Genomic DNA, 26,435 nt, shown 5'->3' on the forward strand with positions numbered 1-26,435 from the left:
TCGGGAAGGGCTTACAGCGGCCGGAAGACGGTCGCCGTGGCGAAAATCACATTCGTGTGGCTTGAGCGAATGACATGAGAATGGACAGAACGACTTGCTTTCGGTCGAGATTGAGTGCTTCGGCTTCCGCCGCAGTTTCGTTGACCTTCTCCCATACCTCCGCCCATCTGGCAAGCGGCAGGCCGGCGCTGGCGGTTGACGGCGCGGGGCCACCGGCCGGCTCCCCCTCGCCCCGGACCCGGCGTCCGAGCCAGCCCCGGACGACGTCGAGAAAGCCGTCATAGGCATCATCGGCGCCGCGTTTGGAGACGCTGTCGGCCAGCGCATGCATGCCGCCAATGTCGGCACTGGGCAGCCTTGCCGCGAATTCGGCGAAGCGGCGATAGACCGCGAGCCCGCCGTCCTGGAGGAGCAGGATCGCGCGGCGGAGACTGCCTTCCGAGAGCGCCGCGGCGAGAGCGATGTCATTGTCGCTGAAATCGCCGCCCTCGTTGGCCTGGATTGCCTGGACGATCGCCTGGGTCGACAGCGGCGCCAGGTCGATGCGGCGGCAGCGGGAGCGGATGGTCGGCAGCAAACGTCCCGGCGAATGGCAGATGACGAAGAACAGCGATCGCGACGGCGGCTCCTCCAGCACCTTGAGCAGCGCGTTGGCGGCACTGGCATTCATCTCGTCGGCTGGGTCGACGATGGCGATCCGCCAGCCGGATTCACCGCTGGTCGAGCCGAAGAAGGCGACGGTGCGCCGGATCTGGTCGACGCTGAGTTCGGTCAGGAAGCGCTTGCGGTCCTCGCGATACGGCCGCTCGAGCGTCAGGAGGTTGGGGTGCCCTCGCCCCGCGACGCGGCGAAAGGCCGGGTCGTCGGGATCGATGGCGAGGCTGGTCGCCGCCGCCACCGCCTCGGAGCGCGGGTCGGGATGGGCGAAGGCGAAGCGGGCGAAGCGATAGGCGAGCGTCGCCTTGCCGATGCCCTTCGGTCCGCCGACCAGCCAGGCATGGTGCATCCGCCCGCCGCGATAGGCGTCGAGCAGCGTCGTCTCGGCGGCAGGGTCGCCATACCAGTCGGCCTGGCTGTCCGGCAGCGGCCAGCCGTCGAGAAGGTCGAGGCGCGGGATGTCCTTGGCTTCGTTCCGGGGCGCCATCAGGCGGCCTGCTTGATCAGCCGGCTTTCCACCGCCCGCCAGATGTCTTCGGCGACGGCCGCCTCGTCCCGGTTGGCGTCGATGATCACGCAGCGTCCCGGATTGGCGGCGGCGATATCGAGAAACGCCTGGCGACGGCGCTGCTGCAAGTCGATCTCGTCGCTCTCGAAGCGGTCGGGCACGCCGCCCGATTCCTCGAGGCGCGCCTTGACCCGGCTGAGGCCGACCTCGGCTGGAACATCGAGCATCAGCGTCAGGTCCGGTCGGCTGCGGCCGACGGCGACCCGTTCCAGCGCGTCCAGCTGGCCGGCATCGACGCCGCCGATCGCGCCCTGGTAGACCCGGGTGGAATCGAAGAAACGGTCGCACAGCACCCATTCGCCGGCGGCAAGCGCCGGCCGGATCAGCCGGTCGACATGATCGGCGCGGGCGGCGGCGAAGAGCAGCGCTTCGGCCTCTGCGCCAAGCGACTTGACCCTGCCCGACAGGAGGACCTTGCGGATCGTCTCCGCCGTGGGCGTACCGCCCGGTTCACGGGTGACGACAGCGGCGATGCCCTCCCCGGCCAGACGCGCGACGAGCAGGCGAAGCTGCGTCGACTTCCCTGCGCCGTCGCCGCCTTCAAAGGTGATGAACTTGCCGGCCATGCGGACGGATATAGACAAACGCACCGGCTACCACCAGCCGAGAAGCAGTTCCTCGAGCCCGTCGAGAGCTCGCTGCGGCATCGAGCCGATGCCGACGGCGGCGGCCGTATAGACCGGCTGCTGCTTGCTGAGGCCCTCGGCGGTGGTGAAGCTGACATAGCCGACCTCGACACCAGCCTGGACCGGCGCCGGTATGGGCCCGCGATAGATGACCTCCGCCTTAATCAGGTCGGTCAGGCCGACCGGCAGGAGGAGGTTGACCGGACCGTGGCTCACGACGCCGACCGTGCGGGTCTCTCCGCCGAAAACCCGCGCCTGGGTGATGACCTCGCGGTCGGCGAACAACTCGACCATCTCGAAGGCCCTGTAGCCCCAGTCGAGAAGCTTGCGGGCTTCCTGTTCACGCTCCTTGTCGGTCTCAAGGCCCGCGACCACAGCGACGAGCCGCTGGCCGTCTCGGACGGCCGAGGCAGTGATGCCGTAGCCCGACTGCTCGGTGAAGCCCGTCTTGAGGCCGTCAGCGCCGATGTTCATCTTGAGGAGCGGGTTGCGGTTCCGCTGGAAGATGCGGTTCCACTCGAACGCCTCCTCGGCGAAGATCGTGTAATATTGCGGATAATCGGAGATCAGGTGGCTTGCGAGGGTCGCCAGGTCGCGGGCCGAGACATAGTGCTCGGTGTTCGGCAATCCGGTCGCGTTGGCGAAATGGGAATTGGTCATCCCCAGCCGTTCGGCCTCCTGGTTCATCAATTCCGCGAAGGCATCCTCGGTGCCCGCCATTCCCTCGGCGAGGATGATGCAGGAATCGTTGCCGGACTGGATGATCGCGCCGCGGATCAGGTCCATCACCCGGATCGAGGATCCGAGCTCAGCGAACATGGTGGAGCCGCCGGCAACCGCGCCGCCGGTCCGCCACGCATTCTCCGAAACCTGGAATTCCTGGTCGGGGCTGAGCTGCTTCTCGTCGAGCGCCTTGAAGACCACCGCCATGGTCATCAGCTTGGCCATGCTGGCGGGCGGAAAACGGGTGTCGGCCTCCTTCTCGAACAGCACCGTTCCGGTGTCATAGTCGATCAGGAAGGCCTGTTTGGCGGCCGTCTCGAACAACTGGGCGGCAGCAGGCCCGGCCAGGGCAGCGAGGCAGACCAGGCCGGCAAGCGCCGCCACGGCGGCGTCGCGCAGGCGGTTCGAAATCGTAGAGCCACGATGGCGCACGGTCATCGACGCTTCCTCAAGACAGGAACGGGAAAGCCGGCCCGGGAGCCGACAAAGCCGCAAGGACTCAGCGATGATTTTAGCGGGAAACGACGAAAGCGCCAGAAAGGCCAGCGGCCGAAGCGGCTTTGATCACAGCTTCCGGGGCGATCGCGGTATCGCGGATCACCACCTGAACGATGCGAAGCGTCCGTCCGTCGCGCGCCTGATCCGTTGTGACCACCTCACCGAAGCGGGCAAAATCGTCGCCGACCCGGGCCGCGTTGCGCTGATCGAGGAAAACGCCGAGCTGGATGGTTGTCGCGGCCAAAAGCGTCCGTGCTGCATCGCGCTTGGTAAAGGTCGACAGCCGGGCCGGCGTTGACTCCGCCGCCAATTCCGCCGCGGCCGCATGGGCCGGGGTGAATCGGTTGGTCTCGGCATAGGAATTGACGAAGCCGGACTTGAGGATCAGCGGCCCGATCTGGTCGTTGAAGCCGGTCGACACCTCGGTCGGCACGACGGCCAGCGGCTCAGTGCGCGGCGTGGCGGCGACGACAATTGGCTGCTGCGCAATCGTCAAATGGCGAGTCGGCTTCCGCGAAGCGAACAGCGACCGGCTCTTGGTCGGCGCGGTGCCGGGCGGCCCCTGGTAGGTCGCCATCAGCATGTCGCGATCGCGACCGTCCATCTCGGCCCTGCCGACATACTCGACCTGGACCTTGGCGACCCCTGCCCGCTTGAAGTCGAGCAGCGCGGCCGTGGTGGCCGACACGTCAATCACCCGGTTGCGCGAGAACGGTCCGCGATCGTTGACGCGAACCACCACCGATCGGTTGTTGGACAGGTTGGTGACGCGGACATAGCTCGGCAGCGGCAATGTCGGATGCGCGGCGGTCAGGTCGTTCATGTCGAAGACTTCGCCATTGGCGGTCTTGCGGCCATGGAAATTCGGCCCGTACCACGACGCGAGCCCGGTCGCCTTGTAGTCGGGATCGTCTTGCGGAACGTAGGTCTTGCCGGCGACACGGTAGGGTTTTCCGACCATCTCGCGGCCGCCGCCCTTCGGCACAGACTTGCCAGAAGCGACGCGCGGACTGGCCTTCACGCCATATTCGGCTTCTGAGAACTTGGTGGCGGGCCCTGAGGACGAACAGGAAGCGAGAAACACCAGGCCGACAGCGATCAGGGCTCCGCGCATCAGCAGCGGCGCCCGATCAGGCATGAAACGGCCGGATTTCAGCATGCCAACGGTCCCGAACCAGAGGTTTCGGAACGCGCAAATGCCCCAATCAGCCGTAATCCGGCTGTCTCGCTTCGCTTTGGCAGAATCACATCGCCCCTTGGTCCACCCACCACAGCCGAATCTTATTAAACAGGCGAGGGAATGAATCAACCTTAAAGGCCTGGATGCGGGCGCGACCATTCGCCCGTTTTCCGGCCAATTTGGCCGCTGGTGGCTATTTCTCGGTGGCGGTAAAGACGCCGTCCCAGTCGGTTGGCGGCGGATTCTGGCGCCAGACGGCGATTCGCGAGGCGTAAAGCTCGTAATATTTGTCGAGCGCCGGCACCTCGACCGAGCGGCAGGTGGCGATCGCCGCGTCGGCGCCATCCCAGTCCCGCGCACGGTAGGCGGCCAGCATCGCTTCGTGGCTCGGCTGAAGGCGGGCAAACTGCTCGTCGGAGACGCCCAAAGCGCCCTGGAGGGTGTAGAGCCGGCTCGGCTGCGAGCGGCCCTTGACCCGGATCAGGTCGAGTTCGAGGGCCGGCTCCCCTACCCCGGCGAAGGTCGATTCCCCGATGACGATGGTCAGTCCGTAGACTTTCGACAGCCCTTCGACGCGCGAGGCGAGGTTCACGTCGTCGCCGATCGCCGAATAGTCGAAGCGGATTGTCGATCCGAGGTTACCGACGCAGCAATTGCCGGTGTTGATGCCGATGCCGATGGCCACCGGATGGTAGGGCCTCCCGGCCGCCTCCGCCTCGGCCTGCCAGTCGCGGTTCAACTCGGCCATTTTCGTCGCCATCTCCATCGCCGCCAGAGAAGCGTTCCGGGCATGGGCCGGATCGTCGATCGGGGCGTTCCAGAAGGCCATGATGGCGTCGCCCATATACTTGTCGATGGTGCCGCGGTGCTTGAGGATGATCTCGCTGAGCGGGCTGAGCAGCCCGTTGATGAATTGCGTCAGTTCGTGCGCCGTCATGCGTTCCGAGATCGACGTGAAGTTGCGCACGTCGCAGAATAGCAGGGTGAGTTCGCGCACCTCGCCGCCGAGTTCGAGGCGATCGGGGTTGGCGATGAGCTCGTCGACGACATCCGGCGAGACGTAATGGCCGAAGGCGCGGCGGACCTCGCCGCGCTGCTGCTCGACACGGCGGTAGATGTAGAGCGTCGCCGACCCGACCAGGGCGAAGATCGCCAGCGCCGGATAGGTCGGATCGAGCAGAAGCCCGGCGTAGAGATAGGATGCCCAGCCGCCGATGAAGACCCCGGCGATGGCGACCGCGCCGATCAGCGCCGACGCGCCGGCCGAGATCCGGGGCAGGAAGAATGCCAGGATGACGCCGGCGACCAGCACGAAGAGCAGTTCCAGCGCCAGCGCGTGATCCGGCCGTGTCAGGCTGCGGCCGGCGATCAGGTGCTCGATCGCCTGTGCCTGGACCTCGACGCCGGGCAGCGCCGCGTCGATCGGGGTGGCCTGCAGGTCGTTGAGGCCGGCCGCGCTCGACCCGACCAGGACGATCCGCCCCGCGACCGCATTCGGATCGAAATCGCCGGAGACCACAGACCTGGCCGGAATGAAGGCGGCCGGGTTGGACGGACGGAACTGCAGCAGCAGTCCGCCGTCGGCATTGGTCGGAATCTCCAGGTCGCCGACCTTGATGTTGTTGAGCCCGGTCGATGCGCCGAAGGCCGTCTCGCCGCTGGCGTTCGATGCCTTGAGGATATAGGTGCTGGCGCCCTGCGCGACGCGTAGGGTCTCCATCGCCAGCGTCGGCACCAGCTGGTCGCCTTGTCGGTAGACCAGCGGCAACCGCCGCACCACCTGATCGCGATCGGGAATCCAGTTGATCGAGCCGATCCCGGAGGCGGCTTCCTCAAGGCCGGGCAGGTTGTTGACGTTGCCCGAGAAGGCCGGAATGAAGGGCAGCGGGTCGTCGCCGGCAATCGCGAAGCCGGCCTTGGACGGCGGCCTCCCCGTCTCGCCGCCATTCAGCACCGTCGCCAGCACCGTCGGACCCAGTCCGATGGCTTGCGCCAGCATGGCGTCATGGCCCGGCCGATTGACCAGGATCGGTTCCAGCAGCGCCGCCTCTTCCGGGGTCAGGCGCTTGACCACCTGCTCCGGCGACGTCTGGTCCGGTTCGGTGAAGAGTACGTCGAAAGCGACCGTCACCGCGCCGGCGGCAAACAGGTTCTGGAGCATGCCGGCGATCGTCGACCGCGACCACGGCCACTGGCCGACCTCCGCCAGCGACGCCTCATCGATATCGACAATGCGGACCGGCAGGTCCGGGTCATAGGCCTGCGGTTCGAGGCGCTGGTAGGAGTCGAAGGCCACCAGCCGCAGCGCCTGGAGAAAGAAGGGATCGGCGACCCGGAGCGCCGTCGCCCCGAGGAGAACCGCGGCTACCAGGAAGACATAGGCCCAGCCAGCCTTGACGCTCACCGCGCGGCTCCCGGGTGTATCGGCGCCCTCGCCTGCCCGGCTGCCGCCCGGATCGCCCCTCGTCGCACATGGCTACGGAGCCGCGACCGGCGGTCCGATGCGCCTGATCCCGATAACACGTCGCGCGGCGGTTCCGGTGGGGATAGCAGCGGTCCCGCTCCCTAGACGATGAGGAAATCCGATTGCAGCAGGGTCGCTCCGCTGATCCGGGCAAAGGCAATGGCATCGCTGCTGGAGCCGCCGTTGGCGTCCCAGTAGATCGTCCCCAGATCGGCGCCGGATGTGTCGAAGAGGAAGACGCCGGCACCTCCCCCATGGGTGTAGCCGGTAATGTCGGCGAGGCCGACAAGCGGCGCCGCGCCGCCGGCGACAAGCCCGCCGCCAAAGCCGGAGGCGGAGACCTGGATTGTGTCGCTGCCAGAGACGAAGTCGGTGATGGTGTCGAGCCCGCCGAATGCCGACTTGAAGGCAAAGGTGTCGCTGCCCCCACCACCGGTCAGGGTGTCGAGCCCGGCACCGCCGTCCAGCATGTCCGCGCCGGCGTTGCCTTTCAGGGTGTCGTCCCCGGCCCCGCCCTTCAAGGTGTCGGGACCGCCGCCGCCGACCAGTTTGTCGTCGCCCGAGCCACCGATGAGCTTGTCGCCTCCGCCGCCGCCCTTCAACAGGTCGTCGCCGCCCTTGCCCTTGAGCTTGTCCTTGCCGCCGAGACCGAAGATCCGGTCGTCCTTGCCGCCGCCGGACAGCTTGTCGTTCTTGCTCGTGCCCCGGATCGCGGCCGCGGCGAAGATGAAGTCGTCCTTGGTAAGGGCGCCGGAATTGACCACATCGAGGATGATCTTGTTCCCCGGTCCGAGGCCACCGATCGTGGTGTCGTTGCCGGATTGCTTGATCTTCAGGTCGCCGAACGAGACGCCGTTGAAAGCGGTCAGGTCGATCTTGTCGCTCTTGCTGCCGGTGGCCAGGAAGTCCTTGATCGTGTCCTTGCCGAAGCCCTTCTCGAAGACGAAGACATCGCGGGCGTCGCCGCCCCACGCCTTGTCTTTGGCGCCGTCGCCCTCGAAATGCAGGGTGTCGCGGCCGTCGCCGCCGGCATACTGGTCGGACCCTGCCCCGCCAAAGAGCTCGTCGCGGCCGTCTTCACCGTAGAGCTCGTCATTCCCCTCGTCGCCGAACAAGATGTCGTTGCCGGACGCCTGCCCCGAGTCGCCACCGAAACCACCGACGAGGATGTCGTTGCCGGTCCCGCCGCGGACGGTGTCGTTGCCGCCGCGCGCCCAGATCTTGTCGTTGCCGCCGCTGCCCTCGAGGATATTGGTGACCGCGCTGCCGAGAATGGTGTCGGCGCCGGAACTGCCGATGGCATTCTCGATGCCGATCAGCGCATCGGTCCCGGTATCCGCCCCTTCGGCATATCCGACCGGCGTCGTGGCGCCGAAGCCGCCGGCCGCCAGCAACGCGCCGAACGATCCGGGGGCGCCGCTGACCGACTCGCTCGACCGGTCTTCGGGTGTCAGGTCGATCTTCAGCCCGCTGCTTGTCAGTGAATAGTCGACCGTGTCGGTGCCGCTGCCGCCGTTATAGAGGTCGTTGCCGTCGCCGATCCCGGCGACGATCCGGTCGTCATTTGCGCCGGCGTCGATCGCATCGAAACCGGCGCGGCCGGTGATGATGTCCTTGCCGGCGCCTGAATTGATCGTGTCGTCGCCGGTCGATCCGGTGATCGTGTCGTTCCACGCGCTGCCGGTGACGAGGAAGCCGTCGCTCTGCAGGTGAAGGTCGATGACGACCGGTGCCGCGGCAAGCGCCGCCGAGATTGCCTCGACATTGACGATCCGGGCGTCGGAGGCGGCGTTGAGGTCGCTCGAGGTCGCGGCGAGGATGATCGTGTCGGTGTCTGCGCCGCCATCGACCGTATCGGCCCCGACAAAGCCGACAATGGTGTCGTCGCCGGCCTCGCCATTGATGACGTCGGCGCCAAGACCGCCTTCGATGCTGTCCTTGCCGGAACCGGCGTTGATCGTGTCGATGCCGCTCGACCCGATGATCTTGTCGTTGGACGCGCTGCCGGTGACCAGGAAGCCGTCGCTCTGCAGATGCAGGTCGATGACTACTCCGGCGGCTGCGAGCGCCGCCGAGATCGCCTCGACGTTGACGATCCGCGCATTGCTCGCGGCGTTGAGGTCGGTCGAGGTCGCGGCGAGGACGATCGTGTCGGTGTCTGCGCCGCCATTGACCGTGTCCGCGCCGACAAAGCCGACAATGGTGTCGTTCCCGGCGCCGGCGTTGATCGTGTCGGCGCCGCTCGACCCGGTGATCGTATCGCCGTTCGCGCTGCCGGTGATGAGGAAGCCATCGCTCTGCAGGTGAAGGTCGATGACGACCGCCGCCGCTGCCAGAGCCGCCGAAACGGCCTCGACGTTGATGATACGCCCGTTGGTCGCGGCGTTGAGGTCGGTCGAAGTCGCTGCCAGCACGATCGTGTCGGTGTCGTCGCCGCCGTCGACCGTATCGGCGCCCAAGAATCCGACGAATGTGTCGTTGCCAGCCCCGCCGAACAGCATGTCGTCGCCGGCCAGGCCGGTCAGCGTATCGTCACCCGCGCCGCCGGTGATGGTGTCGTTCTGGCTGGTGCCGGTGAGGACCTGGTTCTTGGTGTCGTCGACCACCGCCGAGCCGTCGATGACGATCAGGTCGCTGTCGGCGACCGGCAGCCAGTCGACGAAGGTCCATCCCGACAGGTCGACGGTAAGGTCGCCGCCGGTTGCCGCCGCCAGCACCTTGACCGTCACCGTGTCGGTGTTGCCGTTGGTGCCGGTGACCTCCAGCGTCGACGACAGGCCCGCGCCGAGCTGGTCCGAGGTGAAGGTCGCGCTCGACCCCATCGCCAGCTTCTCGATCGAGGTGATCGTCGAACCGGTGAAGTCGGCCGTGCCGCTGACCGACAGCGTGTCGGTATCGGCGCCGCCGTCATAGGTCTCGCCGGCTACCGCGTCAGCCCCGTCGACGACCAGGATATCGTCGCCAGCACCGCCATAGACCGTGTCGACCCCAAGGCCGCCGGTCAGCGTGTCGGCGCCGGCGCCGCCGGTGATCGTGTCGTTCTGGCTGGTGCCGGTGAGAACCTGGTCCTTGGTGTCGTCGACGATCGCCGAGCCATCGATGACGATCAGGTCGCTGTCGGCAACCGGCAGCCAGTCGACGAAGGTCCATCCGGACAGGTCGACGGTCAGCGCCGTGTCGACGACGTTGATCGTCACTGTATCGGTGTTGCCGTTGGTGCCGGTAACCTCCAGCGTCGACGACAGGCCCGCGCCAAGCTGGTCGGAGGTGAAGGTCGCACTCGACCCCATCGCCAGCTTCTCGATCGAGGTGATCGTCGAGCCGGTGAAGTCGGCCGTGCCGCTGACCGACAGCGTGTCGGTGTCGGCGCCGCCGTCATAGGTCTCGCCGGCCACCGCGTCGGCCCCGTCGACGACCAGGATGTCGTCGCCAGCGCCGCCATAGACCGTGTCGGCCCCGAGGCCGCCGGTCAGCGTGTCGGCGCTGCCGCCGCCGGTCAGCGTGTCGTCTCCGGCGCCACCGACGATCGTATCCTCGCCGGCGCCGCCGGTGATGGTGTCGTTCTGGCTGGTGCCGGTGAGAACCTGGTCCTTGGTGTCGTCGACCACCGCCGAGCCGTCGATGACGATCAGGTCGCTGTCGGCAACCGGCAGCCAGTCGACGAAGGTCCATCCCGACAGGTCGACGGTAAGGTCGCCGCCGGTTGCCGCCGCCAGCACCTTGACCGTCACCGTATCGGTATTGCCGTTGGTGCCAGTGACCTCCAGCGTCGACGACAGGCCCGCGCCGAGCTGGTCGGAGGTGAAGGTCGCGCTCGACCCCATCGCCAGCTTCTCGATCGAGGTGATCGTCGAACCGGTGAAGTCGGCCGTGCCGCTGATCGACAGCGTGTCGGTGTCGGCGCCGCCGTCATAGGTCTCGCCGGCTACCGCGTCCGCCCCATCGACAACCAAGATGTCGTCGCCAGCACCGCCATAGACCGTGTCGATCCCAAGGCCGCCGGTCAGCGTGTCGGCGCTGCCGCCACCGGTCAGCGTGTCGTCTCCGGCGCCGCCGACGATCGTATCCTCGCCGGCGCCGCCGGTGATCGTGTCGTTCTGGCTGGTACCGGTGAGAACCTGGTCCTTGGTGTCGTCAACGATCGCCGAGCCGTCGATGACGATCAGGTCGCTGTCGGCAACCGGCAGCCAGTCGACGAAGGTCCATCCGGACAGGTCGACGGTCAGCGCCGTGTCGACCACATCGATGGTCACCGTGTCGGTGTTGCCGTTGGTGCCGGTCACCTCCAGGGTCGACGAGAGGCCGGCGCCAAGCTGGTCGGAGGTGAAGGTCGCGCTCGACCCCATCGCCAGCTTCTCGATCGAAACGATCGTCGAGCCGGTGAAATCGGCGCTGCCGCTGACCTTAAGGGTGTCGCCAACCGTCTCGCCGGTGTTGCCACCGTCGTAGGTTTCGCCAGCGACCGCGTCGGCACCATCGACCACGAGGATATCGTCGCCGCCGCCGCCATAGATTGTGTCGGCCCCCGCCCCGCCGGACAGCCTGTCGGCACCGCTGGTCCCGGTCATCGTATCGTCCAGGGCCGTGCCGTCGATGCCGGCAAAGGCTCCTGACAGCAATTGCAGGCTCAGGCCCGAGGCGATCCCCTGGGCAACTGTCGATCCGAGATCGATGGTGATCCCCGAACCGGTGAAATCCCCGAAATCGAGGATCGCGCCGTCACTGGTTTCGAAAACCAGCGTACCGTCGACCGCGCCATTGAAATAGAAGGTGTCGGCACCGGCTCCAGACTTGAGGTGGTAGTTCACGGTGCCGCTGATGTCGAAATAATCATCCCCCAACCCCGTGAGGATGACTTCGAAATCATTGAGCGTATCGCTGCCCAAACCGGTAGCAGCGACCGTGGCCTGGTTGGCGACAATCGTCACGGTGATCGGCGTCGTCTGCGACGAATAATCGGCGGTGTCCGTGCCGCCATGACCGCTCAGGACGTTGTCATCGGAGTCGGTGACGATGAACAGGTCGTCGCCAGAACCCGTCTCGACATTCTCCACGTTGTCGACGGCGTCGATTTCGCCGCTGACGGTATCCTCGATGGAGCCGTCGCCGGGGGTATCGGAGAGGATGACGATCAGCTTGTTGGTGCTGGTGCTCAGATCGATTAGGTCGACGCCGTCGCCGCCATCAATGTCATCGTTACCGCCGCCGCCATAGAGGGTATCCCCGCCATCGCCGCCATTGAGGATGTCGGCTTCGTCGCCGCCATACAGGATATCCGCCGCGCTCGTCCCGGTGATGTCGTCAATGCCTGCCGTGCCGACGATGCTGGTGAAGTTCCCGGCGAGGGTGACATCGAGTCCGGTCGCTATGGTCTGCGCTGTCGCCAAGCCGAGATCGATCGTGATCCCAGAACCGGAGAAGCCTGCGAAATCGAGGGTCGCGCCGTCGCTTGTCTCGAGCGTCAGCGCGCCGGTCACCGAACCATTGAAGTCGAAGATGTCGGCCCCGGCGCCGGAGTCGAGGTGGTAGGCTACGGCGCCGCTGATATCGAAGGTGTCGCCGTCCGAGCCGGTTACGATCTTGTCGATGTCATCAAGGGTGTCGGTGCCGATCCCCGTTCCGGTGACGGTTGCCTGTTCGCCAACGATGGTGACGAGAATCGGCGTCGACAGCGATGCGTAGCTGACCGTGTCGGCGCCGCCCATGCCGTTCAGCGTGTTGTCGCCAGCGTCACTTATGACGAAGGTGTCGTCCGTACCGCTTCCATCGACATCGATCTGGGCGACGCTGTTATACTGGTCGGTGCCGATGCCACCGCCGGTATCGGAGACATCAACGTCGTCCCCGTCGCGAGTGATGGTGATCGTGCCGCTGCCGCCAAGGACCTTGGCCGTGTCGATGCCGGCGCCGGCATTGATGATGTTGTCGCTCGAGTCGCTGACGGTGAACTGATCGGCACCCGACCCGGTGTCGACATTCTCGACGTTGTCGACCGTATCCGTTTCGCCGGTAAGAGTGTCTTCGATGTAGCCGGCGCCTGGTGTGTCCGACAGCACGACGATCAGGTCGTTGCTGCTGGCGCCCCAGTTTATGTAGTCGATACCGGCTCCGCCATCGATGTCGTCATTGCCTGCGCCGCCGTCGATGGTGTCGTTGCCATCATCGCCATTGATGACGTCGGCAAGCGAACCGCCCTTGATGATGTCGTTCTGTATCGTGCCGGTGATGTTCTGGGCTTCAGCCAGCCCCGACCCATCGATGTCGACGACATCAAAATCCGTCGCACCGGAAATCCAGTCGGCAAACGTCCAGCCGCTCAGGTCGAACGTCGTATAGCCACTGACCACGACAACCGACTCGGTGTCGGTGATACCGTTGGTGCCGGTGACCTCATAGGGAAGAGCCGGAAGGTTGTCGGTGGTGATCGGGGGCACGGTGAACGCCTTGTTTTATCTGAACTCTGGTCGACGCCGCCCGGCTATGACCACCCTCCGCTACGGTGGTGGCGGTGGCGGCGGTTCGGGCGACTGCTCGATGATCGTCCGATCGATCGTCGACTTGCCGGTGAACTTGGCTGAATCGCCCTTGGTCCGGCCGACCACGATGCCACCGGATCCGCCCTTCGCGACGTCGTTGAGCGTCACCGACGAGACGTTGAACTCCACCGCGCCGAGCCCGCCGACCTCGACCGCCTGGTTGATCCGGAGCTGGAAGGTTCGCGAATTGATCCGGGACTTCACCGAGCATGCGCCGCCGGTGCAGACCACCTTGGTGCAGCTCTTGCGGCTGGCCGTGGACTTCGCCTGGCAGGCGGAGTCGTGCGAAACCAGCGCGGCGCCGCCGCGAATGACCAGGGTCGCCACCGGCGTATTGATGGTCGCGCCGGTGGTATGGCTAATCTGGCCACCGACGAAACGCAGCGCGCCCTTCGTCAGACTCGCAGCGAAATTGCCGCCGCTGGCCTTGGGGTTATAGACGAACTTGTCGATGACGAGGTCGCTGTTCGGCCCGATCGTCATCGTCGACTTGTCGTTGAACATCACCTGCAGCGAGCCGCCGCCGGTCGTCTTGATGCGCTCCTGCGAGACGATCTTGGTGCCGGCCTGGAGCGTGCGGGAACTACCGCCGGGCGGTGTCCCCGTCGATGATGGGCGGACTGCCGCGGCCGCACCGACAACCTCTGCCTGGACGGTGTGAACCGGCAAGATCAGGGACGTTGCCAATGCCATGCCGCCCAGACCGAGGGCGAAGAAACGCATCATCGTCATGGCCTCCGCTAGAATCTGCCCTGAGGGCCAAAGATGACGCTCAGGTTTTCATAGTCGTCGCGATCGAGGTTCGAGACGTTCTTCGAATACTCCACCGCGACGCCGAAAGCGATGTTTTCCCGCAAGGGGATCTCAAGGTTCGCGCCTACCGACCAGAGATTGTCGCGGCGCTTGGTATCGAGCGCGGCATACGCCTCAGTCGGAGCGATTCCCTTGAAACTTGTATAGGAATAGCGGGCGAATGGCGACAGGGACCAATCTTCGACGCCGAGAAGGTCGAAGCCGATCAGCATGGCGAGGCTGACCGTGTACTGGTCATAGCTCTGGTAGTCGGCCGCGGCCTGATTGTTGTAGTAGGCAAGCCGCGACACGACGGCGATGTTGTCCGTGACTTCCGCGTTCAGATCCACCGCATAGGTGAAGAAGTCGCCGGTCTGGTCGGTCGCGTCCGGGTAATCGTCGGAGTTGTAGTAGGACCGGTTCTTGTATTCGAATGTCGGCTCGACCCACCAGCCCTCTTCGAAGGTCAGGCGCGTGACGACGCCGCCGCCATAGGCCGACTGGTACGGCTCGTCGCCGAGCAGAATTCCCTGGACGATCGCGAAGGGCTTGATCGACAGCCCGCCGTCCTCGGTCGTCAGGCGCGGCCCCACCGTCGCCTCGGCGAAACCGAGGTCCAGCCGGTTGATCTTGGCCTGGTCGGCGTAATACCCGGAAACCGTCGCCTCGATCGACAGATTGTCGGTGACAGGTTCAGCCAGGCCGAGCGTTCCCAGTGCAAAGCTGTTCCAGTCCGCCTCCGGCTTCTCGAAGGGCAACGGCTCGCTGAGGCCGAGCGCAACGGAACCGTGGTTGGCGTTGGTCTGGTAGCGGGCGCCGATCTGACCAAAACCGCTCCATGGCGAGGGCTCGGTCTCGCGTCTGGCTTGCGCCAGCAACGTCGCGACCTCGCTTCGCTGGGCCGCATCGAGGTCGGGCAGCGCCTGGGCGTCCTTGAGATAGCCCGCGGCGGCCGCATAGGACTCGATCTGCATGTAGAACCGCGCCGCCTCCAGCTGGAGTGCCGCGTTGCTCGGGTCATAGAAGATGAGCCGCTCGACCGCCCCGATGGCCGCATCATAGTCGTTGAGCTGGACGGCGATATCGATCATCCGCCGGTTGAGGGCGCGATCCGAGGGATCGACGAGAAGCTGCTGATAGACGGAGTCGATTTCCGCGCGCAGGGCCGCCGGATCGCCGGTCGCGCCCTGCGCCAGCGACGGCGCAGCGGCAAGCATGACTGCTCCCAGGAGCAGAGACCGCCTCATCGACATGGGACCCCGTCTTGAACTCAAAATGACACTCTCTTCGTCCCGATCATAACCTCAGGGGACGGCTCGCGACCATCCGCTAATTAAATCTTCATAGATTGTTGTCTGAGAAGCACACCCGAGGAAAGGCCATTTCTTAGGCACAATAGCCCGGCGGCACCGTGAGTCGCGCGACGGTGGCCCCTTTCGGGTCGGAATAGGCCATGTGAAACGCAACCCCGTTGTCGTTGAGGAAGCGGATTTCCCTGGCCGACTGGCCGCAGAAGAGCGATTTGACGGTCCGCATGATGTAGGCGTCGAACGCGTGGATCTCGACCTCCCCCAGTTCCCGGCCGACGGCGTAACCAAGGCTGAGCGTCATGCCTTCCGACTCGACGCTGATCAGCGAGAGTTCCGGCCCCGCCTCGCGCGGCAGGCTTTCCTTGAGCTTGCCGGCGAACGCCGCCATGCGCTTCCCGACATCGCCGGCACGTTCATCGACGGTCGGGTCGCCCGGCTTCGGCACGGAAACCGCCGGCAACGGCGGCGGGTCGTCGGCCGCGAACTCGGTACCGAGCGCGGTGTCGGCATCGGCTGCTTTCTGGCCCGCGTCTGACGGGCTGGCCGGGATCAGCGCCGTCAGCATCTCGACCGCCGGACCAAATCGGTCGCTCATATAGAACGCGAGTGTGCCGACGCCGACGACCATGCCGAGGAGAAATGAGAGGGTGACCGCCCCCGCTCCGAAACGGCGGCGGTGGCGCGGCGCGTCGAGGATGCGCTCGTCGACCGGCGGGGCGACGGAGTCCGGAGGTTCCAGAACGTCGACAGGGGCCGGCTCGAATATCGGTTCGTGCCGCGCCGCGACCGGCGGTCGCTCCTGTGGTCCCCTCGCCCGCCAGCTCGATATCAGGGCGGCCGCGACCAGGAAGACGAAGACGGCCAGGACCGCGCCAAGGATCGCGGCAAGCAAGGGGCTTTCGCCGATGATCGACCCTATCATCGTCCCAGTCCGGTCCCGTTCATCAGCCCCATCATCATGGTACCGCAGGAGCGCGCTTCCGACCAGCGCTTGCGCGACCGCCGATCCATCGCCGACGGCTTGAGGTCCATGGCAACGAGGGATCGGAAACTTGCATCCACGCGATCCTGCTCGTCCGCGTGCGCCAGGCCTTTTGGCGGGCGCGGGAGCCAATGGCAAGGACTCGCCAATTCCCCCTTTCGTCGATAGGCCGCAGCCGCTATCTGGTTAGCCACAGGTCAGGATGGGTGGCCGAGTGGTCGAAGGCAGCGGTCTTGAAAACCGCCAGGCGGGCAACCGTCTCGTGGGTTCGAATCCCACCCCATCCGCCAATTGTCGACATAAGCATTTGAAAACAGTGCCTTGTCGACAATTCGCAGGGTCCTGCACAAGAATTTGCCCACGCGACGGCAGGTCCGACGTATCACAGTCCGCAAATGGCGGTAGTATACGCACGATGAGAGCTGTCATCCGGTGGATGTCGAACGACCAACCGGAGAACATCGATGGTGCTTCCCGACCAGGCCACCCTGAATACCCTGATGTATTTCTCGGTGCTCGCCTACAGCTCGGACGTCCCGGTCTCGATCACGCCGTCCGTGAAGGCGCCGACCGGCCAGGAAGCCAACTGGTCGACCTGGACGGCCCTCAACGGGACGGATCTCGATACACCCGTGATCCCGACGCACATTTTCTTTGGAAAGAACAACTTCTACAAATTCGCGAACGCGCAGGCCATCGTCGCCGTCAATGACACGGACGATGCCCTGATCCTCGCGTTCAAGGGCACCGACATAAAGTCTCTGGCCGATTGGCTCGAGGATATCTTCTATATTAATACCTATTACTACCAGTTCACCCCACTACTGAAATCGATTGAATACTATCTTTCGCAGAATCCCAACATCAAGAACGTCTATGTGACGGGCGACAGCCTCGGCGCCGGCGCGGCCGAGCAGTACATGTACAATCACCCGGACACGGCGTCCGTGTCGTTTGAGGCCATCACCTTCGGGTCTCCCGGATTCGTCCTCAAGGGCGACGCTCCGCACGACGAGCGCGTCACGAACGTCATGCATGCGGGCGATCCTGTCCCGTGGCTGGGTCATGTGGTGAGAGGCTACAAGAGCATTGGCACCGACATGCCGATGACCCTTTTCGACTTCGATGACGGCTCCCCTCCGCCAACGAATTTCAACGAACATTTCAAGGGTCTCTACCAGCTGAACCTGTTCTATCTGACGAACTCGGCGCTCTATCGGCTTGCCGATAGCGACGATGAAATCGTGCTGGGCGTGGGCCCTGCCGGCGATCCGCCACCCGGCACGAGTCTCCCGGCCATTTCGTACGACGACGTCATCGACAAGAGCGGGCTCGATACTTCGTTCTTCCTGCTCGGTCTTGCCGGCGACGACGATCTGACGGGCGGAACCGGGCCGGATCTCCTCGACGCCGGGGCCGGAAAGGATGTGCTGCAAGGCAACGCAGGAGATGACGCTCTGGCCGGCGGAAAAGGTCGGGACCTGCTGCACGGCGGGCCTGACAACGACACGTTCGTCTTCATCGCCCGGGATGGCGTCGATACGATCGATGAACAGGAACGCGGCGGTCTCGACGTTCTCGAGATTCACTCCAGCGCTCTTCGCAACATCGATCCCGACGATATTTCCTACTGGCTCTCCGGCGGCAAGCACGATCTCGCCATCGGGCTTGTCGGTGGAGACCAGGGAACGATCACGATAAAGCAAATGGATGTGGCATTGTCTCAGGTCGAGACGCTGCGCCTGTTCGACGCGGACGGTAACCAGGTCGGCCCGGATGTCGATCTGGTCCAGAAGTTCCACGATGCCGGCTCCGGCCTCGACGACGTGATCCTGCTCAACAAGGGTCATCAGGAAGTCTTCGCGGGCGGCGGTCACGACATCATGGAAGGCGGCGTGGGCAACGACAGGCTCCACGGTGGCCGCGGCCGGGATACCATCGACGGCGGCAAGGGCAACGACAAGCTCTGGGGCGGCAATGGCCACGACGTCATGGGAGGCGGAAACGGCGATGACACGCTCCGCGGTGGCTCCGGTCAGGATACCATCAATGGCGGCAAGGGCAACGACAAGCTCTCGGGCGGCAAAGCCGGCGACAATTTCGTCTTCGATCAGGCACCGGGCGGCCGCCATGCCGACAAGATCAAGGATTTCGCCGACGGCGCGGACCTGATCGTCCTCGATGCTTCGTCGTTCGACGGGCTGACCGCGGGCGAGATGACGCCACAGCAGTTCAAGCTGCACATTGCGTACGACTCAAATGGCTGGCTGAGCTTTGATAGCCAGAAATTCGCCAAGCTCCAGTCCGGCGGGATCGACATGGATCACACGGATTTCCTGGTGATCTGAACGTCGGCGCCGCGCCGGTCTGGCTCACCCGGCCGTCGGCTACCAGATACCCAGCAGCACGCCCCATCCGTGGATGACGCCGACGGGGAAGATGATCGCTCCGACGAACAGGAATGCCCACTGATCGAGCGTGAAACAGGCGTAGAGATGGGCGATCCAGCCGCCGAAAGCGGCAAAGAAGGCCACAATGGCGATCGTCTTGGTCATCGTTCTCGCTCAAGCCCGGCCTCCAAGCTCGAGACCGGATCCTGCCCAGTTAGCCAGATGACGAGGGCCACCGCTTACGCTGGCGAGACAGATTCTTATGATTTGCCGCCACGGGTCGTGTTTGGACGTTGCGTGGCGGGCCAAGTGTCGTGATCAGTGGCGGCGGAGTTCGCTTGGCGATTGCCCCGACCAGCGCCGGAAGGCCGTGCTGAATGCCGGCTGGTTGGCATAGCCGAGCAGGAAGGCGACCTGGGTGAGGCTCAGGTTGGAACTGGTGACGTATTTCACTGCCAGCTGATGGCGCAACCGGTCGAGCACGGCATCGAAGCTGGTGCCTTCCATCGCAAGCTTGCGGGTCAGGGTGCGGTCGCTCATGCCGAGATCCACCGCGATGACCTTGGCCTTCGCTGCGCCGGTAGGCAGCAGTTCGATGATGCGGCGCTCGACCGCCTGCAAGAGGCCCGGCTCGCGCGTCCCGTGTTCTTTCAGGGTCGCCTCGCAATGGGTGCGCAGGATCTTGAGGAGCCGGTCGTCGGCCGTGGCGATGGGATCGGCCATGTCGCTGGCCTTGAGGACGATCCGCACGTGATCCTCGCCGAAAACGATCGGGCATCCCAGGCACCGCGCCACCTCGCCGCGCCGGGCATTGCGGCCATGGACGAAGGATGCTTCGAGCGGCCTGATGTCCCGCCCGACGACAAGCCGCCAGTAATTGAGCAGGAGTCCGGCGCCGAATTCCGCCTGCTGGCTGTATTGCAGGTAGCTCGGGTCAACCGGATTCATGGTCACGATGACGGTGTCGTCAGCCCTGGAAACACCGAGCTGGATCGCTTCGGTGAAGACCTGCAGGTAGCGGGCGAGATTGTCGAGCGCGTCCCCGAAGGTGCGTGATGCCAGCCCGAGATAGGCAAGCGCGTCGGCGTCCCGCACGTCGACCCGCGTCGACAGGCGAACGCCATAACAATCGTCGTCGAGTTCGCGGGCGGCGATCTCCATCAACCGCGCCTGCGCCGGCCAGGAAATGCGCGCCCCGTCGCGATTGACGGCCCGGAGGTCGAGACCAGCCTCGTCAAAGATCGCGTCGACGTCCCTGCCGGCGTTCCGCAGATCGCCGAGGATGGCCTTCGGCCACACCGACAGCACTCTTGGAGTCCCGTTCACCGGCAAATGACGACGCTCCCCGAAAGCCCGAGCGTTGATCCTGGCGCGTTCCCCGCAATCTCTCCGGGTGCGGCAGCTCAATTGGGTCACAATAGCTGCACTCTGGCTGCAAGTCGTAGGGATTCCGTTGACCTCATCGCAGGCGCGGGTTGGGCGTGACCCGATCGCCCAGCAGGTCGCGGATGGGATCGGCATCCTCGGTCGAGTAGCCGAAATGCAGGTGGCGCTGCCAGCCCTCGGCGACCTCGAACCGCCCGGACAGGGTGCCCATCCGGCGGCTGAATTCCTCCATCTGGTCGAGGTAGGAGCCCATGCCCTGGCTTTCGCTCAGCCAGTCGCCTTGCGAGGTGTGATTGGCCAGCATCGATCGCTTTCGCGCCAGCGTCGTACCAATGTCGACAAACGACTCCGGCTCGACGGGCTGACGCATGCCCGTCATCAGCCCGACGGGCATGGCGTGGTAGATCACCGTCTCCCCCTTGTAGTGGGGCTCCGGCGGCAGCGTCCCGTAGTTGGGGATTTCGCGGGCGAACGCGCCGGTGACCGCCAGTCGGCAGGCGTTCATGTGGTCTTCCATATAATCCAGCGGCGGCTGCGTCAGGATGATGTCCGGCTTGACCCGGCGGATCACCGCCGCGACCCTTGCAATCGACGGGGCGTCATAGAACAGCGTCAGGTCATCGGCGATCGGCGGGTGGATCTCCGCGCCAATCTCGCGCGCCGCGGCCTGGGCTTCCTCCCAACGCCGCCGCTTGATCTCCTCGTAGCCATATTGCACCGAGCCGTAGCATCCGTTGCAAAGGTTCCAGAGGTGGATGGCGACCCCGGCATCCTTCAACAGAAGCAGTGTACCGGCCATCATGAATTCGATGTCATCAGGGTGCGCGACGATTGCGAACGCGGTCTTTTGTCCGGAGACGCTGGTGCTCGACATGAACGGGTTTCCTCGGTTTTTTTCGTTGCGGCACCATCGCGCGGGCCTCAACCGAGCGCCACGATTTTGTTTCCTCCGATCGACAGATTGGCGGCTTCTCTCGACATGATCCGACCGGACCAACGCCGTAAGCCGCCTGTTGGCCGACCCTCACCCAGCCGCTGGTGCCGACGGGTTGAGGGGCGGCAGGGGATGGCCGCCTTCGGGGTGGGTAGAGCAGCGGTCGCGACGCGATGACTTGAGCGCCGCAAGGGCTGCGCTCCAGGCCTCCGTGCCCGGCACCCCGCCCGACCCGCTGGCGACGCCATAGATCGATCGTCCCAGGCGCGCCATTGCGGCGTCTAGTGCCGCATCCGCGCCCCCTTCCCGGCCGGACGCCCGCCGGCGCCAAAGGGCGATGGCGGCGGTTGCGTCGCTGAAGCGCCGGCCGCGGATCGCCGCTTCGGCTTTCCCGTAGGCAAAGGACTCCGACGCCAGCCATTCGGCGTGGCGACGGTTGCGCCAGGCGGCGATCCTTGGCCAGGCGAGATAGACGCCCCAGGACACCAGCCCCAGGACGACCGCGCCGGCCAGCACCAGCAGCGCCAGCCTGGTCCAGTCGAATGGGTCGACAGATGGCGGCGGTCCACTGATCCTGAGGGCAATGCCGGGAACCGACCCGCTCTCGACCTTGCCGCTGTCCAGGTTGAACCAGCGGATGGAGATCTCCGGGAGGTCGACCTGCCCGCCGGCTTGCGCGATGTAGGTGACCCGATCGACCCGCGTCCCGGAAAGGGCGCCCCGGTCGTCGGTCTCGGCGATCGCGGGTTCGGCCGGATACGACGCGATGACGTTCGACTCGAGCGGCGCGATCAATGGCGGAATGAACAGCGGCGACACGCCGTCGATGCGGACGGTCACCTCGCGGACGATGGAGTCGCCCGGCGCCAGCGCTGCGGGGTCGCCCGAGACCGTCTGTTCGATCTCGATGTTCTCGGCGGCGATGAAGGGATCGAGGTCTTCTGTCCCCGGCGGCCGGGCGGCGACAAAGGAGAGCGGCTCGGTCCGGAGATTGACCACGACCGGCGCGCTTGTTTCCGGGTCGGCGTAGGTGACCTTGATGACGCCCGCCGGAATCGTGAACCGTCCCGGCACCATCGGCGTCAGCCGGTAGGAGCGGCCGACGCCCGCCCAGGTCTCCCGCTCGATCGACTCGCTGATCGGCCCGGAGGCGCGCTCGGGAAGCCGCACCATGACATCGGGCACCTCGAAGCTCGGGAAGATCGGCGGCTTGGGCAGGAAGGTCGGGGTCAGGATCTCGATTCTATAGATCAGCGCCTGCCCCGGAATCGCGCTTGTCTCTTCGAGGCTGGTGCGCAGGAACGGCTTCTTGCTGGCGATGGCCTGCTCTTCCGCGCTCTGCTCCTGGCCGGCGGCCGCGCCCGCCAGGCCGAGCAGCAATCCCAGGGCGAGCCAGACCCTCATGGCGTCGGCCGCGCGGCTTCAAGGGCGAAGCGGGTCCGCAGGAAGACCGAGGCGTTGGTGTCGACGGAGCGCATCCATTCGTCGACCGTCTGCATCTCCTTGGTCGCTTCGTCACCGGTGATCCGGGTTTCGGTTCCGCGACCCGACTCGTTGTCGAAGCGCACCTCGTCGGCGCCGATGCCGGCTTCCTCGCCGGTATCGCTCTGCTCCTGGACGCGTTCGATATAGGTGACGATCTGCTGCGCGACCTCGAGATTGTGGGCGGCGGTCGCGTTGTCGGGATCGCGCTCCAGCGCCTTCTCGAACGCCGCGACGCCGGCCCGGTACTCCCGGTTCCTCAGTCGCGCCATCCCCTCGGTGATCGCGGCATCGGCGGTGTCGAGCCGGGAAGCGGTCTCGGCCGCCTCCGGATACTTGCCGGCGCGATAGAGCGCATAGCTCTGCCAGGTCGGATCGGTGAACAGGTCTGCCGCTTCGGCAAAGCGGTTGTTGTTATAGGCGATCTGGCCTTGCTGGTCGGGCGTCAGGAACCAGCCGGCGACGGTACCGCCGAACCAGTCGGTAAGGCCCTCGGCGCGCGCACCGTCGCCGGCGAAGACGAGGAGGACCGCAACGGCGACGCTCCAGCGCATCGTCCAGCCGCGACGGAACCAGATCAGCGCGAGCAAGGCCGCGGGAATGGCGAAGATCCAGCCGCGATCCGCCCATTGCTGCCGGTCGTCGCGGGCCAGTGCCTCCCGCCAGGCCGAGGCGACCCGTCGCTCGATCTCGGCGACATCGCTTCCGTCTGCCGTCACCTCGACCACGGTGGAGCCCGATGGCACGCGCAGGTCGGACGATCCGCCGACCTTGAGATAGACGACGACGGGACCGTCTTCCGCTGCATTGGCATCGAAGGCCGGAAGGTCCACGGCATCGAGACCGTCGAGGACGAAGAGGATCGCGCCCTGGAATTCCTGTCCGGCGAGAGCGCCGCGGGCCAGTTCCAGCGCGGCGGTCGCGTTGGCCCCGTCGGAAGGCATCACCTCGGGCGACAGCGCTTCGAGGAAGGGTTTCAGCACCTCCGGATCCTCGGTCAGCGGGGCGACGCTATGTGCCGAGCCCGCATAGGCGATCAGCGCGGTTCTGGCGCCGGCCCGGGTGGCGACGAGGTCGAGGATCTTGTGCTTGGCGCGATCGAGACGGGTCGGCTGGATGTCGGTCGCCATCATGCTTTCGGAGACCTCCAGCGCGATGGCGAGCGGCGCCGTCTGCGACACGAAGGGGCTGGGCACGCGGGTCCAGGCGGGGCCGGCCGCGCCGAGCGAAGCGAAGACCACCGCGGCCATGACGCCGTCGATCGGCAGGAGCCGGCGGCGCCCGGCCTCGCCCACCGTCAGCGCCGCGGCGAGGTGCGGCGCGACGCCCCTTGGCGGGGCCGGTCGTGCCGTGGCGCGTGAGCGGATACGCCACCAGAGGAGCAGCACCAGCGGCACCGCGACGAGCCAGACCGGCCGGATGAAATGGAAGTCGCTGAGGAAATCGACGAGACCGGTCATGCGACGGCCCTCCGGCCGGTTTGCCATTCGAGCCAGCCGGTTGCCGCGAGGGCGATCAGGGCGGCCAGCCCGAGCAGCCAGTGGGCCAGGGGCTGGCGCGGGCGCCACGTCAGCGTCTCGACATCGCGCGGCGTCAGTTCGTCGATCCGCTCGTAGATGGCGGCAAGGCCCTCCTGATCGTCGGCGAAGAAGAACTCCCCGCCCGCCCGCGTCGCAATGTCCTCGAGCGATGCCGGGTCCACCCGGTTCTCGCCCTCGCCGTCCGGGTCGCCGACGCCGATGGTGAAGATCTGCACGCCCTTGCTGGCAGCGATCTCGGCGGCGTTGACCGGGGTCATCTTGCTGCCGGTGTCCTGGCCATCGCTGAGCAGCACCAGCAGGCGCTGGTCGATTTCGCTCGACTCGAAGGCGCGGATGGCCAGGCCGATGGCGTCGCCGATGACGGTATGCGGCCCGGCCATGCCGACCTCGGTCTGGTCCAGCAGGTCACGCACCGTCTGCAGGTCCTCGGTGAACGGCGCCTGCATGAAGGCCTGCGACCCGAACACGATGAGCGAGACGCGGTCCCCTTCCCGCTCGTCGATGAAGCGGCCGACGACGTCTTTCACGCCCTGCAGGCGTTGGATGCGGGACCCGTCCGCGGTTACGAAGTCGCGCTGGTCCATCGAACCGGAGATGTCGACGGCCAGCGCCAGGTCGCGGGCGGCCTTGTCGAGTTCGATCGGTTCGCCGACCCGTTCCGGCCAGGAGAGCGCCAGCACGAGAAGTACCCAGACGATGATTGCCGCCGCCATCTGGAACCGTAGCCGCGCCCGGATCACCGAGCCGGCCTTGGGTTCGACGCCGGCCGCACTGGTGATGCGGTGGAAGAAGGGAAACCGCAGCGCCGGCGCCTGCTCCCGCCACGGCGGCGCGAAGCGGGCGACCAGCCACGGCGCCGGCAGCAGAAGCAAGGCCCAGGGAAAGGCGAGTTCGATCATGGCGATGCCTGTTCCGCCGGCGGGCGATGGCGGCGAATCCAGTCCGTTGCAAGCGCGGCCAGCCCCGGAGCGTCCGCCGTCGGTGCGTAAGGCGCGCGGGCAATGACCGCGCCGGGGCCGTCGCAGAAGCCGCTCCCGGGGTATGACGCGTCGAGAAAGGCAAGCCAGGCGTCGCCCTGCAGACCGGCAATATCGTGGCGCGGGAAGGCCGCGAGCGCCGTCCGGCGCAGGATGGTTGCGATCGCCGCGGCATCGTCCGGCGCGGCGGCGACTTCGCGGAGCGCCTGACGGCGATAGAGCGATTGCCGCCGGCGACGGCGCCAGCGCAGGACGCCCCAGGCGACCAGCGCCAGGAGAGCGAGCCCGAGCCAGATCCATCCCCCCGTCTGTGGCCAGAGCGAGACCGGCGCAGGCGCCGGCGGCTGCTCGAGCATGTCGAGGTAGTCGACCAGGTTCAGGGGGACGTCGTCGCTCATCGGCGCGCCACCGCCAGTCCCATGAGCCGGCGCATCTGCGGCAGGGTCTCTTGGCCGGCGCTGAGCGGCAGGACGGGCAAGCCGAGCTCGTGCTCCCAGGCCAGGATCTGAGCCAGCCGGCCGGAGGCCATCTCCGTCAGCGCCTTGTGGACCCGCCCGTCCCGCGTATCGATCTCGGCCTGCAGGGTGCCGTCCGAGATGACGATCTGCGACGGATCGGGAAGCTCCTCGGCCATCGGATCGGTCACCAGGCAGAGCAGCACATCGTTGTGGCGCGACAACCCGCCAAGCAGGGTCTTCGTCCGGTCGTCGATGCCGTCGAAATCGCTGATGATGATCACCAGGTGGTCGCGCCGGACCATCTTGGCGACCGCCTCGAGCGGCCGGTTGAGCGGCATCGGCTCGACCGCCGGCGCGTCGGCCCGCAGCAGCGCATTGGCATCGGCGATCGCCGTCAACAACAGGTCCGCGGCCCGGCGGCTGCGCATCGGACGGATCTCGGCGACCAGATCGTCGCCAAAGACCACGCCACCGACCCGGTCCCCCTGGTCGAGGATGCGGAAGGCGGCGAGCATAGCGGTCTCGGCCGCGGTCACCGATTTCATGTTGAGCTTCGAGCCGAAGAACATCGACATCCGCTGATCGACGACGACCAGCGCCGGTCGGTCGCGTTCTTCCGTATAGACCCGCACATGCGGTTCGCCGGTTCGCGCCGTCACCTTCCAGTCAATGGCGCGGACATCGTCGCCCGGAAGGTAGGCGCGGAGTTCCTCGAAGTTCAGCCCGCGGCCGCGCAGACGCGAATTGTGGCGGCCATGGAGGACGCTGCCGGCCGGTTGGCGCGGCAGGAAGCTGATCCCGCGCGCCCTGCCCTCCAGCCGGCGCAGATGCGCCCGGTCGACCCGGATACGCGGATCGAAGGCCTCGCCGGTTTCGCCTGACAGGTCGCGGTCCAGTCCCGCCCGCGTCCGTGCCGCCGTGTCGCGCATGG

The 26,435-nt window shown here is 66.0% G+C and carries 19 protein-coding genes and 1 tRNA gene; 2 read left to right on the forward strand and 18 right to left on the reverse strand.

Annotation, left to right across the window (positions count from 1 at the left end; translation table 11 throughout):
* Positions 1–46: 46 nt before the first annotated feature.
* The 10 genes from BLT60_RS05175 to BLT60_RS24280 form a co-directional block, all read right to left on the reverse strand.
* Entirely contained in the window at positions 47–1,144 is a 1,098-nt protein-coding gene (locus BLT60_RS05175; protein WP_090875220.1) for a DNA polymerase III subunit delta', read from the reverse strand.
* Positions 1,144–1,791 (reverse strand): dTMP kinase, encoded by a 648-nt coding sequence (gene tmk, locus BLT60_RS05180; RefSeq protein WP_090875222.1) that lies wholly within the window; start codon positions 1,789–1,791, stop codon positions 1,144–1,146. The genes BLT60_RS05175 and tmk overlap by 1 nt, the downstream gene beginning before the upstream one ends.
* A gap of 27 nt (positions 1,792–1,818) precedes the next feature.
* On the reverse strand, positions 1,819–3,012 hold the full coding sequence (locus BLT60_RS05185) for a D-alanyl-D-alanine carboxypeptidase family protein (protein WP_090875223.1): 1,194 nt from the start codon (positions 3,010–3,012) through the stop codon (positions 1,819–1,821).
* Between the two features lie 73 nt (positions 3,013–3,085).
* Positions 3,086–4,231 carry a septal ring lytic transglycosylase RlpA family protein gene (locus BLT60_RS05190; RefSeq protein ID WP_244521148.1) on the reverse strand — a complete coding sequence of 382 codons (1,146 nt, stop codon included), beginning with the start codon at positions 4,229–4,231 and terminating at the stop codon, positions 3,086–3,088.
* 214 nt (positions 4,232–4,445) lie between these two features.
* Positions 4,446–6,656 carry a CHASE2 domain-containing protein gene (locus tag BLT60_RS05195; protein ID WP_090875225.1) on the reverse strand — a complete coding sequence of 737 codons (2,211 nt, stop codon included), beginning with the start codon at positions 6,654–6,656 and terminating at the stop codon, positions 4,446–4,448.
* Positions 6,657–6,817: 161 nt separating this feature from the next.
* A complete protein-coding gene (locus tag BLT60_RS05200) occupies positions 6,818–13,150 on the reverse strand; it encodes a calcium-binding protein (protein WP_090875228.1) in 6,333 nt (2,110 codons plus the stop codon).
* A gap of 60 nt (positions 13,151–13,210) precedes the next feature.
* Complete coding sequence (locus tag BLT60_RS05205; protein WP_090875230.1) at positions 13,211–13,984, reverse strand: FecR family protein; 774 nt, start codon at positions 13,982–13,984, stop codon at positions 13,211–13,213.
* 8 nt (positions 13,985–13,992) lie between these two features.
* Positions 13,993–15,261, reverse strand: a complete 1,269-nt coding sequence (locus tag BLT60_RS05210) for a tetratricopeptide repeat protein (RefSeq protein ID WP_090875232.1) — start codon at positions 15,259–15,261, stop codon at positions 13,993–13,995.
* 169 nt (positions 15,262–15,430) lie between these two features.
* Entirely contained in the window at positions 15,431–16,276 is an 846-nt protein-coding gene (locus BLT60_RS05215; protein ID WP_090875234.1) for a hypothetical protein, read from the reverse strand.
* Positions 16,273–16,416: a hypothetical protein gene (locus BLT60_RS24280; protein ID WP_175478297.1), complete on the reverse strand. Its 144-nt coding sequence runs from the start codon at positions 16,414–16,416 to the stop codon at positions 16,273–16,275. The genes BLT60_RS05215 and BLT60_RS24280 overlap by 4 nt, the downstream gene beginning before the upstream one ends.
* 120 nt (positions 16,417–16,536) lie before the next feature.
* On the opposite strand from BLT60_RS24280, the gene BLT60_RS05220 reads away from it, so the two are divergent.
* Together BLT60_RS05220 and BLT60_RS24715 are read left to right on the forward strand one after the other, a co-directional pair.
* Positions 16,537–16,626 (forward strand) — tRNA-Ser (locus tag BLT60_RS05220).
* 174 nt (positions 16,627–16,800) lie between these two features.
* A complete protein-coding gene (locus tag BLT60_RS24715) occupies positions 16,801–18,684 on the forward strand; it encodes a hypothetical protein (RefSeq protein WP_090875236.1) in 1,884 nt (627 codons plus the stop codon).
* Between the two features lie 39 nt (positions 18,685–18,723).
* Here BLT60_RS24715 and BLT60_RS24285 read toward each other — a convergent pair whose 3' ends face one another.
* From BLT60_RS24285 to BLT60_RS05265, 8 genes are all read right to left on the reverse strand, one after another.
* Positions 18,724–18,891 (reverse strand): hypothetical protein, encoded by a 168-nt coding sequence (locus BLT60_RS24285; protein ID WP_090875238.1) that lies wholly within the window; start codon positions 18,889–18,891, stop codon positions 18,724–18,726.
* 153 nt (positions 18,892–19,044) lie between these two features.
* Complete coding sequence (locus BLT60_RS05235) at positions 19,045–20,034, reverse strand: AraC family transcriptional regulator (protein WP_175478298.1); 990 nt, start codon at positions 20,032–20,034, stop codon at positions 19,045–19,047.
* A gap of 151 nt (positions 20,035–20,185) precedes the next feature.
* Positions 20,186–20,986, reverse strand: a complete 801-nt coding sequence (locus tag BLT60_RS05240) for a PIG-L deacetylase family protein (RefSeq protein ID WP_090875242.1) — start codon at positions 20,984–20,986, stop codon at positions 20,186–20,188.
* A gap of 150 nt (positions 20,987–21,136) precedes the next feature.
* Complete coding sequence (locus BLT60_RS05245; protein WP_090875244.1) at positions 21,137–22,450, reverse strand: BatD family protein; 1,314 nt, start codon at positions 22,448–22,450, stop codon at positions 21,137–21,139.
* The gene (locus BLT60_RS05250) at positions 22,447–23,988 is read right to left on the reverse strand and encodes a vWA domain-containing protein (protein WP_090875741.1); all 1,542 of its coding nucleotides are present in this window, start codon (positions 23,986–23,988) and stop codon (positions 22,447–22,449) included. The genes BLT60_RS05245 and BLT60_RS05250 overlap by 4 nt, the downstream gene beginning before the upstream one ends.
* Positions 23,985–24,968 (reverse strand): VWA domain-containing protein, encoded by a 984-nt coding sequence (locus BLT60_RS05255; RefSeq protein ID WP_090875246.1) that lies wholly within the window; start codon positions 24,966–24,968, stop codon positions 23,985–23,987. The genes BLT60_RS05250 and BLT60_RS05255 overlap by 4 nt, the downstream gene beginning before the upstream one ends.
* Positions 24,965–25,444, reverse strand: coding sequence for a DUF4381 domain-containing protein (locus BLT60_RS05260; protein ID WP_090875247.1), 480 nt, complete (start codon positions 25,442–25,444; stop codon positions 24,965–24,967). The genes BLT60_RS05255 and BLT60_RS05260 overlap by 4 nt, the downstream gene beginning before the upstream one ends.
* On the reverse strand, positions 25,441–26,433 hold the full coding sequence (locus tag BLT60_RS05265) for a DUF58 domain-containing protein (RefSeq protein WP_090875249.1): 993 nt from the start codon (positions 26,431–26,433) through the stop codon (positions 25,441–25,443). Before BLT60_RS05265 ends, BLT60_RS05260 begins: the two co-directional genes overlap by 4 nt.
* Positions 26,434–26,435: the final 2 nt, after the last annotated feature.

It is taken from the genome of Bauldia litoralis (genome assembly GCF_900104485.1).
Lineage (GTDB): Bacteria > Pseudomonadota > Alphaproteobacteria > Rhizobiales > Kaistiaceae > Bauldia > Bauldia litoralis.